A 16,814-nucleotide genomic window follows, 5' to 3' on the forward strand; every position below is an offset into this window, starting at 1 on the left:
GATGGAAGTTTCACTATGCACAAATGTTTTCAATTTCGCCGCATCGTAATATTGTTAACAAGAAAGCGCCTCTTTTAAGGAGAGAACGAAATCGGTGTCACTCAAAAAGTAGGTAGCTATCTCATATTGTTCATTGTTCAATCATCATATACCTCATATTTTTTTAGAAATTCTTGTAACGCCTCTTCTACTGCTTGAGATTTATGCATTCCTTTCGTGCTACATAGATCATCTAATTGCTCTAACACTTCCGTACATATAGAAAACGTACGTTTCTTTTTTTTCTTGCAATCTTTTTTCTTTAGAAAAAAGCGTTCCTCTCTTCTTTGTAATAATTCATATATGCTCTGCAATTGTTCATAAATTAATACTTGATAATCCGTCTTTACGTACTGCAATGCTATGGCCTCCTGGAGGTATAAATGACGAGGTTCTTCTCCCTCTCCAGTAAATATTCGTTTCTTCTGCTCACTGTCATATTCATATCCAAGCATTCTTAATTTTTTTGACAATGTATAGGGGCTCATTTCGAGACGTTTTGCAAGAATTGCAATCGGTTCCCGTTTATTTAAGCGATCTATAATTTCTCCAATTGTCACTTTTTTCTCCCCCCTCCAGAGCTCACATACTTGAAATACAGATAGTAAGTTATGATACAATGATTTTCTAACAGTATATGCAAATTCCCCAGCTTGTGCGATACATATACGATTGAAGAAAGAGAGGTTTTTCACATGCTTTTTCGTAGCCACACTCCATCGTTTTACACTGAAAATAAACAGCCCATCCCTGGTAGTATCGCTACGATTGAAAGCGTAATGATTAACAACCGAAAACAATCTTTACTTATACGCGGGCGAGCCGTAACAAACCCTATCTTGTTATGTTGCCACGGTGGGCCTGGTATGGCGCAAATCGGATTTATTCGCCATTTTCAAACAGAGTTAGAAAAGCATTTTATCGTTGTCAATTGGGATCAGCGCGGGGCGGGAAAGTCTTTTTCATGGCGAGATATTCAAACTCCTTTCACCATTGAACAGTTCGTTTCAGATACAGTGGAAGTCATTCGATATCTTCTATCTCGCTTTAACCGAAAAAACTTATTTTTAGCTGGACATTCATGGGGCAGCATTATTGGATTAAAAGTCGCACATACGTATCCAGAATATATCAAAGCTTATATTGGTATTGGACAAATTGTACAAATGAAGCAAAACGAAGAACTTTTATTTCAACATTTAATTCATTCCGCCAAAAAACATGGACATACACGAGCATTGACCTCTCTTACAAAATTAGGAAACCCACCTTTCTTAGACATGAAACGGCTGATGATTCAAAGAAGGTGGCTTAGCATATTTGGAGGTGCCGTTCAAAACGGTTCTTCATTTTCCTTTATTCGAAAAGGTTTCTTTTCTTCAGAATATACTTTGCTTGATTGGTTGAAATTTCTCGCCGGCAATGTAAAGTCAGGAACATTATGGAAAGAGATGCTAACCGTTGATTTTTTCTCAACTATTTTAGAATTGTCGGTCCCAATTTATTTTTGTTCTGGCCGTTTCGATTATCAAACTCCTTATGCACTTGTACAACAATATTGCGATAGGATTCGAGCGCCAATCAAGAAAATGATTTGGTTTCCAAATTCCGCACATTCCCCGAATTTGGAAGAACCAGAACTATTTGCTCACTCTTTACATTCTATTAAACAAGAATTGTCCTTTTCACATTAATCATTTTTGTACCCTTTTACATTTTTGTGAAAACATTTTATAATGGTATGTCGCAACTTTAAATGCTTCGAACGCATTCTTTACGGTAAAAATGATATAAACAGAATAAAGTTTAGGAGATTATATTGATTATGAATGCTGTACTTATCGCAGTAGCCGTCATGCTATTGCTTAGTTTATTACGTGTCCAAGTCATTGTCGCCATTATTGTTGGTGCTTTAACAGGTGGGCTAATCGGTGGCCTTAGTATTTCAGAAACAATTAACGTATTTACTACTGGCCTTGGAAACAGTGCACCAATCGCTTTAAGCTATGCGATGCTCGGTGGATTTGCTATTTCCCTTTCGAAAACTGGACTACCTGATGCGATGATTCACGCTGCACTAAACATAATTGGAAATGATAAAGACACAAAGAAACAAATGTATTCCAAAATACTCATTTTATTTATTATTCTGGCAATGGCCTGTTTTTCACAAAATGTGATTCCAGTTCATATCGCCTTCATCCCAATTTTAATTCCAGCACTTTTAAAAGTGTTAAATGAATTGAAAATAGATCGCAGATTGGTGACATGTCTCATTACTTTTGGGTTAATTACACCTTATATGTGGATACCAGCTGGATTCGGGAAAATTTATCATGACGTCTTACAAACAAATGCTCAGCAAAGCGGACTTACATTTGATGTATCTCTCATTCCTAAGGCGATGACTATCCCAGCAATTGGTATGATAATCGGATTATGTATAGCTATATTCATTACTTATCACAAACCGCGTACGTATGAAACGAAAACGATTCAAGGCACAGTGAATGAAGATATTCCTTATACAAAAAGAAGCATTATATTTGGATTATTGTCTATTCTGGCAACGTTAACTGTTCAATTAACAACAGAGTCAATGATTTTTGGTGCCTTAGCAGGAATTATCGTATTATCCATTAGTGGAAGTCTGCCTCTTAAAGAGGCAGATGCTATTTTAACAAGTGGCATGCGGATGATGTCCTTCATTGGGTTTGTTATGATTTCTGCTGCTGGTTTCGGCGCTGTCTTAAGAAAGACAGGACATGTTGAATCACTTGTGCAAGCGAGCGCTCATTTAATCGGAAATAGCAAACCGCTTGCAGCGTTTCTTATGCTTATTATTGGATTACTCGTCACAATGGGAATTGGATCCTCCTTTTCTACTATTCCCATTTTAACAACCATTTTCGTTCCTCTTTGTATCCAACTTGGATTTAGCCCAATGGCAACAATTGCCATTATTGGTACAGCGGGGGCATTAGGCGATGCAGGTTCTCCAGCATCCGATAGTACACTCGGACCTACTTCAGGATTAAATGCAGATGGGCAGCACCACCATATATGGGATACATGTGTGCCAACTTTTCTGCACTACAATATTCCATTACTTTTATTCGGATTTATTGCCGCAATTACACTATAAAAAGGTGCGCTGTTCAAGCGCACCTTTTTCACTTCGTTGATTCTCTTTCTATAAATACAAATTCCGTTTTCACAACTTCATGTTTCACTTGTTTCTTCTTTATTTTCCCAACTAATTGTTGCAAAGTATACACTACTCTTTTTTCATAACAGTTTTCTATCGTTGATAATGATGGGTTTATCCATTCTCCTTGCATACTCCCCTTAAATCCAATCACTTGCAATTCATTCGGTATATGAATGCCAAGGGAATTTGCTGCACGAATAATAGAAATAGCAACTTTATCACTTGAAGCTACAATACCGTCTACGTATGGATATTTTCGTAATACTTCTTGATATCGCTTTTCCGTAGCCCCTTCTAAAGTTTCTACCCGATACGGTATTTCCTCTTCCCAAACTGCATCTAAAAAACCAGATATATGCTCCTCCATCTCTTCACTATGACCCTTTTCTCCAATATACGCTAGAAAATGGCATCCTTTTTCCTTAAGCATAGTAACGGCCTTTTTTGCACTTTGATAATATTCGAAAAGCGGTACTTTCGCATCTATTACAGCAAACGGAACTGAAACTTCTCCTACTTCCCGAAAGACTTCCTCCGTCATAAGAATTCCAGCTATATGATTTCTAGATAATATATCTATATAATTCCTTTTATTTTCCACACTACAAACAATGACTTGATACCCCTCTTGATATGCCGATTCTTCTATAAAACGAAGAAAAGTTATGTATGATGGATTTCGTAAATTCGGCACAAGTATAGCAATAATTGTTGAAGATTTTTTAAATAAAGCTTTCGCTACCGCATTGGGCCTATAGTTTAATTCTTCAATTGCTTGTTTCACTTGTTTAACTGTATCTTCATGAACATATCCTTTTTCATTCATGACTCGTGAAACGGTTGCGACTGAAACACCGGCTACTTTTGCAACATCACGTATTGTTGCCACATCGTCACCCCTTGATATGGTAATAGTTTACAATTAAAAATTAAACTAAAAAATGTATATCGTCAAGTTTGTTATTTTATATTTCTGAAAAATGTTACATAAACGACCGTTTACAACCTATATTCGAGTTGAATTTCATGCAATATACGAATATCACCATATCCAAAAAATGGTATTTCTTTTTTCATTTTCCTTGCCTTCTCCACGGCATCAACGTACAAATTTGTCATGATAAAACCACGTTTCTGATAAAATCGAAGTGCGTTCGTATTATCATTTGTCGTAATTAGCCATACTTTGTTACACATATGCTCGCGAGCTAATGTCATCACGCATTCTACAAGTCTCGTGCCAACCCCTTTCCTTTCAACAAAACTATCTAATGACACAATTTCACACATGCTTTCTTTTAATTCAAATGTTATAATTCCCACTATTCTGTCATTTTTAATTGCAACAAATCCTGGTAATTCATCTAATTGATGAGCTCTTTCTTTGGAAACCATCATTGTGCTACCCCAATTTTTACACATAAAATTTCGAATCGTATCTCTCATCTCATCTGTAATTTTTTGTATTTGAATCATTCCCTGTTCCCACCTTTTTAAACTACTATGATACAATATAAGTGTATCATATGTAAAAGTTCTTTGGAGGATGAGGTAAGGTATGAAACGTATTTTTATGACTGTACTAACGATACTAGGTGCGTTAATTGGTATTGGTATTTTTTTTACGAATAAAGTCATGTATTTAAAGAAAAAAACAGACGAAGAAATTTTAGAACGCGAAACAAAAAAACACTTTCACTTAAGTGATTTTCAAGCCTTACCGAAAGAAGAAATTTGGATTCCTTCACAATTTGGATACGACATTCACGGATATTATATTCCTACAGGTCATTCCAATAAATTCATGATTTTTTGTCACGGTGTAACGGTTAATAAAATAAATTCTATCAAATATGCAAATTTATTTTTAAAAAAAGGATATAACGTATTCATTTACGATCACCGTCGACACGGTCAATCCGGTGGCAAGACAACAAGTTATGGGTATTACGAAAAGTATGATTTAAAAGCTGTAGTGGATTGGCTGAAAACTCGATTTGGTACAAATATTCTACTTGGTATTCATGGAGAATCAATGGGAGCTGCTATTCTTCTACAATATGCAGGAATGATTGAAGATGGCGCTGATTTTTATATCGCAGATTGTCCATTTTCTGATTTTTACGAGCAACTTCAGCATCGATTGAAAGTGGAATTCCATTTACCAAAATGGCCGTTGTTACCTTTAGCAAATGCATTTTTAAAAGTTCGTGATGGTTATACAATCGGTGAAATTTCACCAATTGATTGTATAAAAAATATAAATAATCCCGTCCTCTTTATTCATAGTAAAGACGACGACTATATTTTATGTGACATGACAAAAGCGCTATACGATGCAAAGAATGATAATAAACAGCTCTATATTGCAGAGCGTGGTGCACATGCTTGCTCTTATAATGAAAACAAACAAGAATATGAATATGCCGTCGATCAATTTTTAGAAACTTATGTAAAAGAAACAAAAAACAGGCTCGCTTAAGCCTGTTTTTTCTATTACTGTGCTAAAACATCTGTAATTTGTTCCATATTTTCAGAAATCCACTTCATTGCCTCATCAAGTGTTGCAAATTCAGTTGTTTGAAACGTTACCTCATCTTGTAATAACCATACATCTTTCGCCTCTTGCCCCACACCTGCAATTGACCAATGAAGTAAACTATATGGATGATTATCATTTAAAAAAGACGCCCATGTGCGCTCATTTGCAACATTTTGTAGTGTACGTAATTGTTTATTCATACTTAGTCACCTTACTATAATCAGTTATAAACGATATTATAACACTCTCCTCTCTTTCAGACAAAGTAAGTTTTGTATTGTCAAGTTCCCTCTTGCAATTATATGATGAACTTAAGCGTTTGGAAGGAGGGAATTCTGTTGGCAAAAGTACAAATTAAAGTAAATGACAATGGCTCATTTCGCATTACAGGGGATGTGGAATTAGTCGATTCGCAAGGGAATGCTTTCCCAGCGAAACCTGCATTTTCTTTATGTCGCTGTGGTTTATCAAAAAATATGCCTTATTGCGACGCAGCACATAAGGGCAAGTTTGAATCCGTTGTTCGTGCTCCAGAAACAAAATAATTTTGATAAAGCATGCATCAATCGAGGTGCATGCTTTTTCTAACTTCAGCAAAAAATTATTATCTATCCTCTTCCCTTCTCTCCCAACGATTTCCCCCCATTTATTGTCACGCAATTCTCCATATTCGAGTATTTTTTTCTATCCTTTTTTATTTTTTGTGCTATAATGTGAGCAAACAGCATCCTTCGGGGTCGGGTGAAATTCCCAACCGGCGGTGATGAAGTGCACGCTTCTAAGTCCGTGACCCGTTTTCAAAATTGAAAACGGTGGATCTAGTGAAACTCTAGAGCCGACAGTATAGTCTGGATGGGAGAAGGATATGTTTTCTAGTGCTTATATAGCGAATACACTTTTATTTTAGCATGCACACTTTTCATAATCGTATATGCTTTATTTCATATACCTATTTTTTCTATGCTGAAATAAACTATGTAAACTAGCGTGTAAAAAAATATATTTTTGCTAGGCTTCTTTTCTATGCAAAAATATAAAACATAGCTAGGTTTCTTTCTTGTACTTTCGTATTCGTACTATATTTCTAGAAATCACGTCTCCCAAACCCCAAGGATATCATCCTTGGGGTTTTTTGATTTTTTCTTAGGAGAGGTGAAAAAAAATGACGGACCAAGAATATATGAAAATTGCTTTACAGTTGGCGCAAAGTACAGCGGGGCAAACAAGTCCAAATCCAATGGTCGGTGCTGTTGTTGTGAAAAATGGGAAAATCGTCGGAATGGGGGCTCATCTTCGTGCAGGTGAAGAACATGCAGAAGTTCATGCACTGCGCATGGCCGGTGCTCATGCAAAAGATGCAACTGTATATGTCACACTTGAACCATGCAGCCACTTTGGAAAAACCCCACCCTGCTGTGACTTGCTTATTAAAAAGAAAATCAAACGCGTTGTAATCGCTACGCTTGATTCCAATCCTCTTGTTGCTGGCAATGGGAAAAAGAAATTAGAAGAAGCAGGTATTCATGTGACAACTGGTATTTTAGAAGAAGAGGCGCTTTCCTTAAATCGATACTTTTTTCACTATATGAAAACAAAGCGCCCTTTTGTCACATTAAAAACAGCAATGAGCTTAGATGGAAAAATTGCAACTACTACTGGGGAAAGTAAATGGATTACAGAAGACGCAGCCCGCGATGATGTTCATCACTATCGACACACACACGATGCAATTCTCGTCGGAGTAAATACAGTCATCGCTGATAATCCATCGTTAACTACCCGCCTTCCAAATGGAGGTAAAAATCCAATTCGGATTATTTTAGATACACATTTACGAACGCCGCTTCTCTCTCGTGTGGTGACAGACCGAGTAGCTCTAACATGGATTATCGTTGGAAAAAACGTTCAAAAAGATCAAATATTACAATATAAGTCTGAACATGTATCTGTATTACAAATGAATAAAGATTGCATTGAAATTCAAGACCTTCTCACTCTGCTTGGAGAAAAGCAAATTCTCTCACTCTTTGTAGAGGGAGGACAGTCTATACATGCAAGTTTTTTAGAAGCAAATTGTTTCAATGAAATTGTAACCTATATAAGCCCAAAATTAATTGGTGGAAAAGATGCTCCTACTTGGTTTGGGGGCACTGGTTTTATACAGCTACAAGATGCACTTTCCTTGCAATTTCAAGAGATGACACAGATTGGTAATGATATAAAAATCATTGCTAGAAAGCGAAATGAGGTGCCTTCATGTTCACAGGAATCGTAGAAGAATTAGGAACCGTTTCAACTATAAAACAAAGCGGAGAAGCAATGAAACTAACAATTCAAGCACGCTTCATTTTATCAGATGTCAAAATAGGAGATAGCATTGCCGTTAACGGTATTTGCTTAACTGTTACATCATTTACCGAATCTCATTTCACGGTTGATGTGATGCCTGAAACAATGAAATCAACGTCACTTCGCATGCTAAAGCAACATTCTCAAGTGAATTTAGAACGGGCTATGGCAGCTAACGGACGTTTTGGTGGACATTTTGTTACAGGTCATATTGATGGAATTGGCACAATTGTAAGCAAAAAACAACATTATAATGCCATATATTACAAAATCAAAATGCCCAATCATTTACTTCGCTATTGTTTACAAAAAGGTTCCGTTGCAATTGACGGTACGAGTTTAACGATATTTGATGTGGCTGACGATTCCATTACAATTTCGCTCATTCCCCATACAGTAAGCGAATCTATTATTGGTACAAAAGGAGCTGGGGATATCGTCAATATTGAGTGTGACATGATTGGAAAATATATCGAACGGTTTATGTCACAACCAACAAAGCGGAGCAATTCAGTTACAGAAAGTTTTTTACAAGAAAACGGATTTCTATAAGGGGGAAGCACGATGTTTCATCGTATTGAAGAAGCACTAGAAGATTTAAAACAAGGAAAAGTCATTATTGTATGTGATGACGAAAACCGTGAAAACGAAGGTGATTTTATCGCCTTAGCCGAGTATATTACACCGGAAACAATCAATTTTATGATTACACATGGACGCGGTCTTGTATGTGTACCACTTACAGAGCACTATGCGAAACGTCTGCAACTAGAACCTATGGTATCTCAAAATACTGATTCTCATCATACTGCATTTACAGTTAGTATTGATCATATTTCTACAACAACAGGAATTAGTGCCCATGAGCGTGCGACAACTGTGCGCGAATTATTAAATCCATCTTCTAAGGGGAGCGATTTTAATCGTCCTGGGCATATCTTTCCGCTAATTGCAAAAGATGGCGGTGTACTTCGTCGCGCTGGTCATACGGAAGCAGCGGTGGATCTTGCAAAACTATGCGGTACAGAACCAGTAGGAGTTATTTGTGAAATTATAAAAGAAGATGGCACGATGGCTCGCGTCCCTGATTTAATACAAGTTGCTAAACAATTTGATATAAAAATGATTACAATCGAAGATTTAATTGCGTATCGGCGCCATCACGAAACATTTGTGACAAAAGAAGTTGAAATTACACTACCAACTGAATTTGGTACATTTCATGCGATTGGTTACACGAATTCTCTAGATCAAAAAGAACATATCGCACTTATAAAAGGTGATGTTTCAACAGATGAGCCTGTTCTTGTCCGCGTTCATTCCGAATGCTTAACTGGGGACGTTTTCGGCTCTTGTCGCTGTGATTGCGGGCCACAACTCCATGCTGCCCTTACGCAAATTGAGCGTGAAGGTAGAGGTGTGCTTCTTTATATGAGACAAGAAGGACGCGGCATTGGACTTCTCAATAAATTGCGCGCTTATAAATTACAAGAAGAAGGGCTAGATACAGTAGAAGCAAATGAAAAGTTAGGATTTCCAGCAGACCTTCGCGATTATGGTATCGGCGCACAAATATTAAAAGACTTAGGATTACAAAAGCTGCGTTTATTAACAAATAATCCAAGAAAAATTGCTGGCTTACAAGGATACGAACTAGAAGTTGTTGAGCGCGTACCGTTGCAAATGCCAACAAAACAAGAAAATGAAACATATTTACAGACAAAAGTAACAAAATTAGGTCATTTATTAAACTTATAATCTATTTGAAGGAGAGATCATGATGGTATTCGAAGGTCATTTAGTAGGTACAGGATTAAAAATTGGAGTAGTAGTAGGACGTTTTAATGAATTTATTACCAGCAAACTGTTAGGCGGCGCATTAGACGGCTTAAAACGACATGGTGTAGAAGAAAATCATATTGATGTTGCATGGGTTCCAGGTGCATTTGAAATTCCACTCATCGCTAAAAAAATGGCAAATAGCGGGAAGTATGATGCAGTTATTACACTCGGTACTGTCATTCGCGGGGCTACATCGCATTATGACTATGTTTGTAATGAAGTTGCTAAAGGGGTTGCATCTTTATCACTGCAAACAGAAATTCCCGTTATTTTTGGCGTACTAACTACTGAAACAATTGAACAAGCAATTGAGCGCGCAGGGACAAAAGCTGGAAATAAAGGCTATGAATCTGCCGTTTCTGCAATTGAAATGGCTCATTTATCAAAACAATGGGCATAAAAAAGAGGCGTTTGCCTCTTTTTTATGTTTCTCAAAATGAAATCAAATTCCTTATTTTCTTACTTTTTTTCGTACATCTCGAATTAACTCTTCCATTGTTTTTCCCTCTGTCTTAATTCGTAAATTTTGTGCTGTTTTCCAAACATTTTCTCTCTTTTTTTCTTCCTCTACAATATGTAATTCTTTTCTTACCTCTTTTAAATCTTTTCCCTCAGTTTTAATCCCAAAGTGTTCTGCTTTTGTTCGAAAATGTTGCTCAATTCTTTGTTGCATTTCCTTCTGTTCAGGGGTTTGAGCTGCTTTTACAGGATCTGAACTAATCGCTTTTACTAAAATAAGTGTCGTCATAATAGCCAATATATACTTGTGCATGTAAAATCCTCCAACCCAATGTAAATTACACTTTTACTATGTACCATTTTAGGTTGGAAAATTCGGCCAAACTTTTTTTATTTCCAGGAGCAAACCGCTTCCAGACAGCATCCTTTCCACTTTATTACATTTTAATTACAAAAACCAAGCTTTCTTTAAAAGCTTGGTCTTTCCTACTTATAATGCACATTCCTCAATTTCAAACCCTAGGTCCTGAATCATCCCCCAATCTGCTGTTGGCTCTTGACCTACCGTTGTTAAATAATCTCCAACGAAAATCGAATTTGCTGCAAATAATCCTAACGGCTGTACAGATTTTAGATTAAGCTCACGGCCACCTGAAATTCGAATTTCTTTGGAAGGATTTACAAAACGCATCATCGCTAATATTTTTAAACACTCTACTGGCGTTAATTCTTTTCGATCTTCAAGCGGAGTTCCTTTTACAGAAACGAGAAAATTACATGGAATAGAGTCTGCATCTAACCGTTGTAACTCAAAAGCAATTTCTACGCGCTCCTCTTTCGTTTCTCCCATTCCAAAGATTGCACCAGAACAAGGAGAAATGCCCGCTTGCTTCGCTTTTTCTACCGTATCTACTCGGTCATCATACGTATGTGTGGAACAAATATTATCATAATGATTCGCATGTGTATTCAAGTTATGATTATAACGGTGAACCCCGGCCTCAGCTAATCGGTTTGCTTGATCCTCATTTAAAAAGCCTAAGCAACAACATATTTTTAAATCCGTTGTTTCTTTAATTTCTTTCACCGCACCAATGACATGATTTACCTCTTTGTCTGTTGGACGACGACCAGATGCAACAATGCAATATGTTCCAGCTTTGCGGCGGACTGCTTCGTGTGCTCCTTCAACAATTTTTTCTTGTGTCAACCAAGCATATTTATCAATCGGTGCTTCAGAAACGATTGATTGAGAACAATACCCACAATCTTCTGGACATAATCCCGATTTCGTATTAATAATCATATTTAATTTCACTTTTTTACCAAAATAATGATGACGAATCATATACGCAGCATTCATAATATCTAATACTTCTGTATCATCTGCTTCTAAAATCGCTAACGCATCCTCTTTCGTTATCCTTTTCCCTTCTATCACTTCAAACGCAATTTTCTTCCAATCTATTTTTGTTTGTATTTGTTTCATTTCTCCTCTTCCCCTCTTTTTCAATATGCGCAAATAAAGCATGATACGTTGCTATAATCTCCCCTTCTTTCGTAAAGTCTTTCTCATATATGCGAAGCATCGCCCGAAAGATAGAAGGACTTTGACAATACGTTTCTTCATTACTATTTGTTGCACCAACTTTGCGAATCGACTTAAAAAAGTCTCTAATATGAGTAAATTTCTCTATGTAACATGTTTCAGATACATGAACATTCCCATTTTTTATGGAACATATATTTTGCAACTGCGCTTTTGTAAAAAAACGCTGTCCAATTGATACATGATTTTTTATATTTCTTTCTTCTTTCGCTCGTTCAAAAGCACGATGAAGTTCTTGGAACGTTCGATTTCCAAATGTTGAAAATAACAAGATGCCTTCTCCAGCTAAATGCTCATATAACTTTGCAAGGGACACCTGCAAATCATTTAACCATTGAAATGTTGCATTTGAGATGATGACATCATAGACGTCATCTAATATAAGCTTTTCAATATCTTCACATCGAAAGGTAACTTCATCAACATGGCGTCTTTTTTTCGCAACAGCAATCATACTCTCCGCGAAATCAATAGCTGTAATTTGTGCATTCGGAAATAAATGTACAAGCTTCTCCGTAATATATCCCGTTCCGCAGCCAAGTTCTAAAATTCGAATTGCCGCTGCCCTGCTATACCACCTTTCCAACTGCGAAAGTAAATGATGAGCCATTTTCTTTTGTACATTGGCATATTGATCATAGGATACAGCCGCTCTATTAAATCGTTTTTGCAACAATATTTTATTGATCATTTTGTATCCCCTCTATAAATTTGCTAATTTCATTTGCGCAATATTCAAAATTCGTCACACAAATGGCATGCCCTGCTTGATGAATCACTTTAAGCGTTGCATTTGTCTTTTCTTTTATGTAATGCGCAGCAGACAAAGGACAAATTGGATCTTGTTCTCCATGTAAAAGTAACATCGGTACATTTACATCTTTTATGCGTTCCCTCATATCCGCTCTCATTAAATAATCGAGCCCTATTTGTAAAGACTCTATCGAATCACCTTGAAATTCTTTTATCATATTTTCGAATGATTCTTTTACAGCACTCTCCCCTTCAGCAAACATACTTATATAAAAACGGCTCAATGTCTCATTCTTTCGTTTTTTTATATTTCTTTTCATTCTCTCAACAAAAGAAGTCTTCCAGCCATGTTTATACCTTTCATCCACTGTAAACTTTGCTGTACCACTTATTAAAACCATTCCCTTTGTTTTCACATTGTTACATACTTCAAGGGCAACTAACGCTCCAAGCGACCACCCGATTAAAATGACATCGTATCCTTCAGTAGCTTTTTCTACCCGCTTTGCAAATTCATTGATTTCTTTTACATCATGCCACTCAACATGCTCGGCAAAACTTTCCTGCAAAAGTGAAAGGATTGGGCTCCATACTTGTTTTTCCATTCCCCATCCAGGGATAAAGATTAGCTTAAATTGTTTCATTCCACAATCCCCTCTTCTTTTCCAATGTTCACAATTTGCCGAATCGCCCACTCTAAATCAGACTTTGTATGCTCAGATGTCACTGTAAATCGAATGCGCGAGCTATTATGCGGAACAGTTGGTGGCCGAATTGCAATCGCTGCAATTCCTGCTTCCTGCACTTTTCCACTAAAGCGTATCGCCGCTTCATTCGACGTTACAATAACTGGAACAATATGTGTTGAACTATTACCAATGTTACATCCAGCTTCTTTTAACGCATTACGAAAATACGCTCCGTTTTCTAAAAGTCGTTGCCGTCTTTCCTCGTCTTCTTTCACAATGTCAATTGCACATTGTATGGTTGCGAGTACACCTGGTGGCAATGCCGTTGTAAAAATAAAGCTTCTCATCTTGTTTCTCATATAATCAATGCAAACTTCATTTCCTGCTAAATAAGCCCCATAACAACCTAACGCTTTACTAAATGTTCCCATATGAATATCAATTTTTCTAGAAAGCTCCATCTCCACATGTGCAAGTCCAGCACCATGTTTCCCATATATGCCGCTTGCATGTGCTTCATCAATCATAAGAAGCGCTCCATATTTTTCTTTCAATGCAATCAATTCTTTTAAATAAGCAACATCTCCATCCATACTAAACACCGTATCTGTTACAATTAATTTTCTTTTTTCAGAAGGTGTTGTTTGCAGTAGTTGCTCCAAATGATGTAAATCATTATGACGATATCGTTTCTGCTTTGCACCGCTCAGTTTCACTCCGTCAACAATACTAGCATGATTTAATTTATCACTGAAAACGACATCATGGCGTCCCATTAGAGAAGAAATAGCTCCAACATTCGCTGTATATCCACTGTTCACAATCATTGCTTTCTCTGTATGCTTCCAATCACAAATACTCTTTTCTACCTCTTCATAAAGGGAATAGTTCCCTATAACAAACCGTGATGCCGTCGCTCCTACTCCATATTTCCTTATCGCTTCGATAGCCGCTTCTTTTAACCGACTATCCCCCGATAAACCGAGATAATTATTTGATGCCAAATTCAGCATACGCGCTCCGTTCCGAATCAGCCACGGTTCTTCAGCTTGATCCGTTACCACTACTTCACGGTATTGTGACTTTTCTTTTAGACGATTTAAACTAGCGTGAAAGTGTAGCTTCCATGCTTGATCCATTTTTCATATACTCCTCTAAATATGAAATCTGAATACTCTCTTCTGCTGCTTTTATTAGTTCATCGCGCGTATATCCTTCCCGAAGCTTTGGAAGTAAACCGAAAACTGGCACATCACTTAACTCTTCAATCATTTTTTTATTTTCTTGTACACGTTCTTTTTCTTCTTCTTTACACCCCGATAAAATAACACCTGCAACTTGCAAACCTTGTGCTTTCGCATATGAGATTGTTAAAATAGTATGATTGACAGTACCTAATGTTGGACGCGCAACAATAATAAGCGGTAATTTTAATTTCTTAGCAAAGTCAACAACGAGCGCATCTTCTGTATAAGGAACAGCAAGTCCCCCTGCTCCTTCTACTAACAAGCTATCAAACTCTACCATTAGCTCATTATAATGAGCAGTAATATCCGCCAATGTTACCGTTCTTCCTGCACGCTGCATTGCCAATCTTGGAGCAAGCGGTTCTTCAATCGAATACGGACAAATTTTATCCACTGCTGTTTCTACTCCTGATACCATCTTTAATCTAGCTGCATCACCTTCTGGATGAGAAGCGCTATGTCCACTTTGCAATGGTTTATATACTCCTATATGATGTCCAAGCTTTCTAAGTACCCCCGCTATTGCACCTGTAACGACTGTTTTTCCTACTTCGGTATCCGTTGCTGTAATAAAAAAGCCACTCATGATTTCCCCTCCGTAATATCTGCAATTGCTTGACATAAAATGCGTAACATTTCATCTAGTTCATCTATTTTAGATGCTAACGGCGGCATAAATACAATTGTGTTACCAAGAGGACGCAATATCATCCCAAGCTCTCTTGATCGTTTACATACTTCTACTCCTACCCGCTCTGTCCATTCAAACGGCTCTTTTGTTTCCTTATTTTCAACGAGTTCTATCCCAATCATCAAGCCACATTGCCGAATATCACCAACATATTTATACTCATAAAGCGCTGCTAATTTATCCGCTACATAATCCGCCTTTTTTGCAACGTCTTGTACTAAATTTGTTTTTTCATAAAGTTCTAGATTTGCGATCGCTACTGCACAACCTAGTGGATTTCCTGTATAACTATGGCCATGAAAAAATGTTTTCTGTTCTGCGTAGTCACCTAAAAAAGCATTATAAACCTCATCTGTTGTTACGGTAATCGCTACCGGTAAATACCCACCAGTTAATCCTTTTCCAGCTGTTAATATATCCGGTGTCACTCCCTCGTGCTCGCAGGCAAACATTTTTCCTGTACGGCCAAATCCTGTCGCCACTTCATCTGTAATAAATAAAACATGATACTTTGTACATAAATCACGAAGCCCTTTCAAATACCCTTTTGGCATTGTAATCATGCCGCCAGCCCCTTGCATTAAAGGCTCCACAATCAGCGCTGCAATTTCTTCATGTTTCTGTTTCAATAATTCTTCCATTTCTTCCAAATGCTTTTGAACGATCTCCTCCTTGTTATCACCATAAGGAGAACGATACGTATACGGATAAGGCATTTTGATTGCATGAAATAAAAGAGAACGATACACTTGGTGAAACAAGTCAATTGCTCCTACAGAAACAGCGCCAATCGTATCACCATGATATGCTTCTTTTAATGTAATAAACTTTTGTTTTTTAGGTTTCCCTTTATGTTGCCAATATTGAAACGCCATTTTAATTGCAATCTCAACAGCTGTCGAACCCGAATCTGAATAAAATACCTTTTTTAACCCTTTTGGAACAATTTCAATAACCTTTTCTGCAAGTAAAATAGACGGTACATTTGCCAGCCCTAACATAGTAGAATGAGCGATCTTATTTAATTGCTCACGAATTGCTTCATCCAATTCTGGAACGTGATGTCCATGTACATTAAGCCAAATAGAAGAAACTCCATCCCAATAAGCGTTGCCATGCACATCATACAATTTACGCCCCTCACCCCGTTCAATAATAACAGGATCTTCTGCTATATAATCCTTCATTTGTGTAAATGGATGCCATACATATGCTTTATTCTTTTCAGCTAATTCTTCATATGTATACGGTATTTTTTCACTTGTACGACTACTTACTGTCATAATTGCCACCCCTAATGTTAACTTGTTTATAAATAAAGTTAACATTAAAGAGAAATTTCTGTCAATTCCTTTTCAATGATTCATTCTTAAAAAAGAACGA

Annotated in this window: 19 protein-coding genes and 1 riboswitch; of the genes, 8 read left to right on the forward strand and 11 right to left on the reverse strand. The window is 37.0% G+C overall.

Features of this window, described 5'->3' with window-relative positions; translation table 11 throughout:
• Positions 1–137: 137 nt before the first annotated feature.
• A complete protein-coding gene (locus MR063_RS01530; RefSeq protein WP_242193012.1) occupies positions 138–599 on the reverse strand; it encodes a ribbon-helix-helix domain-containing protein in 462 nt (153 codons plus the stop codon).
• Between the two features lie 135 nt (positions 600–734).
• On the opposite strand from MR063_RS01530, the gene MR063_RS01535 reads away from it, so the two are divergent.
• Together MR063_RS01535 and MR063_RS01540 are read left to right on the forward strand one after the other, a co-directional pair.
• Positions 735–1,733, forward strand: coding sequence for an alpha/beta fold hydrolase (locus tag MR063_RS01535; protein WP_242193013.1), 999 nt, complete (start codon positions 735–737; stop codon positions 1,731–1,733).
• A 131-nt stretch (positions 1,734–1,864) separates the two neighbouring features.
• Positions 1,865–3,184: a Na+/H+ antiporter family protein gene (locus MR063_RS01540; protein ID WP_242193014.1), complete on the forward strand. Its 1,320-nt coding sequence runs from the start codon at positions 1,865–1,867 to the stop codon at positions 3,182–3,184.
• A 28-nt stretch (positions 3,185–3,212) separates the two neighbouring features.
• Here MR063_RS01540 and MR063_RS01545 read toward each other — a convergent pair whose 3' ends face one another.
• Together MR063_RS01545 and MR063_RS01550 are read right to left on the reverse strand one after the other, a co-directional pair.
• The gene (locus MR063_RS01545) at positions 3,213–4,139 is read right to left on the reverse strand and encodes a LacI family DNA-binding transcriptional regulator (RefSeq protein WP_242193016.1); all 927 of its coding nucleotides are present in this window, start codon (positions 4,137–4,139) and stop codon (positions 3,213–3,215) included.
• A gap of 110 nt (positions 4,140–4,249) precedes the next feature.
• Complete coding sequence (locus MR063_RS01550; RefSeq protein ID WP_242193018.1) at positions 4,250–4,726, reverse strand: GNAT family N-acetyltransferase; 477 nt, start codon at positions 4,724–4,726, stop codon at positions 4,250–4,252.
• A gap of 82 nt (positions 4,727–4,808) precedes the next feature.
• On the opposite strand from MR063_RS01550, the gene MR063_RS01555 reads away from it, so the two are divergent.
• Positions 4,809–5,732, forward strand: coding sequence for an alpha/beta hydrolase (locus tag MR063_RS01555; protein ID WP_242193019.1), 924 nt, complete (start codon positions 4,809–4,811; stop codon positions 5,730–5,732).
• A gap of 14 nt (positions 5,733–5,746) precedes the next feature.
• On the opposite strand, the gene MR063_RS01560 is transcribed toward MR063_RS01555, so the two are convergent.
• Positions 5,747–5,992, reverse strand: coding sequence for a DUF2552 family protein (locus MR063_RS01560; RefSeq protein WP_012095265.1), 246 nt, complete (start codon positions 5,990–5,992; stop codon positions 5,747–5,749).
• Positions 5,993–6,094: 102 nt separating this feature from the next.
• Here MR063_RS01560 and MR063_RS01565 point away from each other — a divergent pair, with 102 nt between their 5' ends.
• The 5 genes from MR063_RS01565 (at position 6,095) to ribH (ending at position 10,383) form a co-directional block, all read left to right on the forward strand.
• Complete coding sequence (locus MR063_RS01565; RefSeq protein ID WP_242143672.1) at positions 6,095–6,337, forward strand: CDGSH iron-sulfur domain-containing protein; 243 nt, start codon at positions 6,095–6,097, stop codon at positions 6,335–6,337.
• A gap of 178 nt (positions 6,338–6,515) precedes the next feature.
• Positions 6,516–6,660: riboswitch (FMN riboswitch) on the forward strand.
• A 294-nt stretch (positions 6,661–6,954) separates the two neighbouring features.
• Positions 6,955–8,067 carry a bifunctional diaminohydroxyphosphoribosylaminopyrimidine deaminase/5-amino-6-(5-phosphoribosylamino)uracil reductase RibD gene (ribD, locus tag MR063_RS01570; protein WP_242193021.1) on the forward strand — a complete coding sequence of 371 codons (1,113 nt, stop codon included), beginning with the start codon at positions 6,955–6,957 and terminating at the stop codon, positions 8,065–8,067.
• A complete protein-coding gene (gene ribE / locus MR063_RS01575; protein WP_242193023.1) occupies positions 8,049–8,693 on the forward strand; it encodes a riboflavin synthase in 645 nt (214 codons plus the stop codon). Before ribD ends, ribE begins: the two co-directional genes overlap by 19 nt.
• A 12-nt stretch (positions 8,694–8,705) precedes the next feature.
• Entirely contained in the window at positions 8,706–9,899 is a 1,194-nt protein-coding gene (locus MR063_RS01580; RefSeq protein WP_242193024.1) for a bifunctional 3,4-dihydroxy-2-butanone-4-phosphate synthase/GTP cyclohydrolase II, read from the forward strand.
• Positions 9,900–9,921: 22 nt separating this feature from the next.
• Positions 9,922–10,383 (forward strand): 6,7-dimethyl-8-ribityllumazine synthase, encoded by a 462-nt coding sequence (gene ribH / locus MR063_RS01585; RefSeq protein ID WP_242193025.1) that lies wholly within the window; start codon positions 9,922–9,924, stop codon positions 10,381–10,383.
• 51 nt (positions 10,384–10,434) lie between these two features.
• On the opposite strand, the gene MR063_RS01590 is transcribed toward ribH, so the two are convergent.
• The 7 genes from MR063_RS01590 to bioA all read right to left on the reverse strand — a co-directional run bounded on the left by MR063_RS01590 (position 10,435) and on the right by bioA (position 16,759).
• A complete protein-coding gene (locus tag MR063_RS01590) occupies positions 10,435–10,755 on the reverse strand; it encodes a hypothetical protein (RefSeq protein WP_242143677.1) in 321 nt (106 codons plus the stop codon).
• Between the two features lie 177 nt (positions 10,756–10,932).
• The gene (gene bioB / locus MR063_RS01595; protein ID WP_242193026.1) at positions 10,933–11,931 is read right to left on the reverse strand and encodes a biotin synthase BioB; all 999 of its coding nucleotides are present in this window, start codon (positions 11,929–11,931) and stop codon (positions 10,933–10,935) included.
• Complete coding sequence (bioC, locus tag MR063_RS01600) at positions 11,885–12,742, reverse strand: malonyl-ACP O-methyltransferase BioC (RefSeq protein ID WP_242193027.1); 858 nt, start codon at positions 12,740–12,742, stop codon at positions 11,885–11,887. The genes bioB and bioC overlap by 47 nt, the downstream gene beginning before the upstream one ends.
• Positions 12,732–13,448, reverse strand: a complete 717-nt coding sequence (locus MR063_RS01605) for an alpha/beta fold hydrolase (RefSeq protein ID WP_242193028.1) — start codon at positions 13,446–13,448, stop codon at positions 12,732–12,734. The genes bioC and MR063_RS01605 overlap by 11 nt, the downstream gene beginning before the upstream one ends.
• Positions 13,445–14,632: an 8-amino-7-oxononanoate synthase gene (gene bioF / locus MR063_RS01610; RefSeq protein WP_242193029.1), complete on the reverse strand. Its 1,188-nt coding sequence runs from the start codon at positions 14,630–14,632 to the stop codon at positions 13,445–13,447. Before bioF ends, MR063_RS01605 begins: the two co-directional genes overlap by 4 nt.
• Positions 14,598–15,326, reverse strand: coding sequence for a dethiobiotin synthase (bioD, locus tag MR063_RS01615; protein ID WP_242193031.1), 729 nt, complete (start codon positions 15,324–15,326; stop codon positions 14,598–14,600). The genes bioF and bioD overlap by 35 nt, the downstream gene beginning before the upstream one ends.
• Positions 15,323–16,759: an adenosylmethionine--8-amino-7-oxononanoate transaminase gene (bioA, locus tag MR063_RS01620; RefSeq protein WP_242193033.1), complete on the reverse strand. Its 1,437-nt coding sequence runs from the start codon at positions 16,757–16,759 to the stop codon at positions 15,323–15,325. Before bioA ends, bioD begins: the two co-directional genes overlap by 4 nt.
• Positions 16,760–16,814: the final 55 nt, after the last annotated feature.

Source organism: Bacillus cereus group sp. BfR-BA-01492, from assembly GCF_022662815.1.
GTDB lineage: Bacteria > Bacillota > Bacilli > Bacillales > Bacillaceae_G > Bacillus_A > Bacillus_A cereus_BD.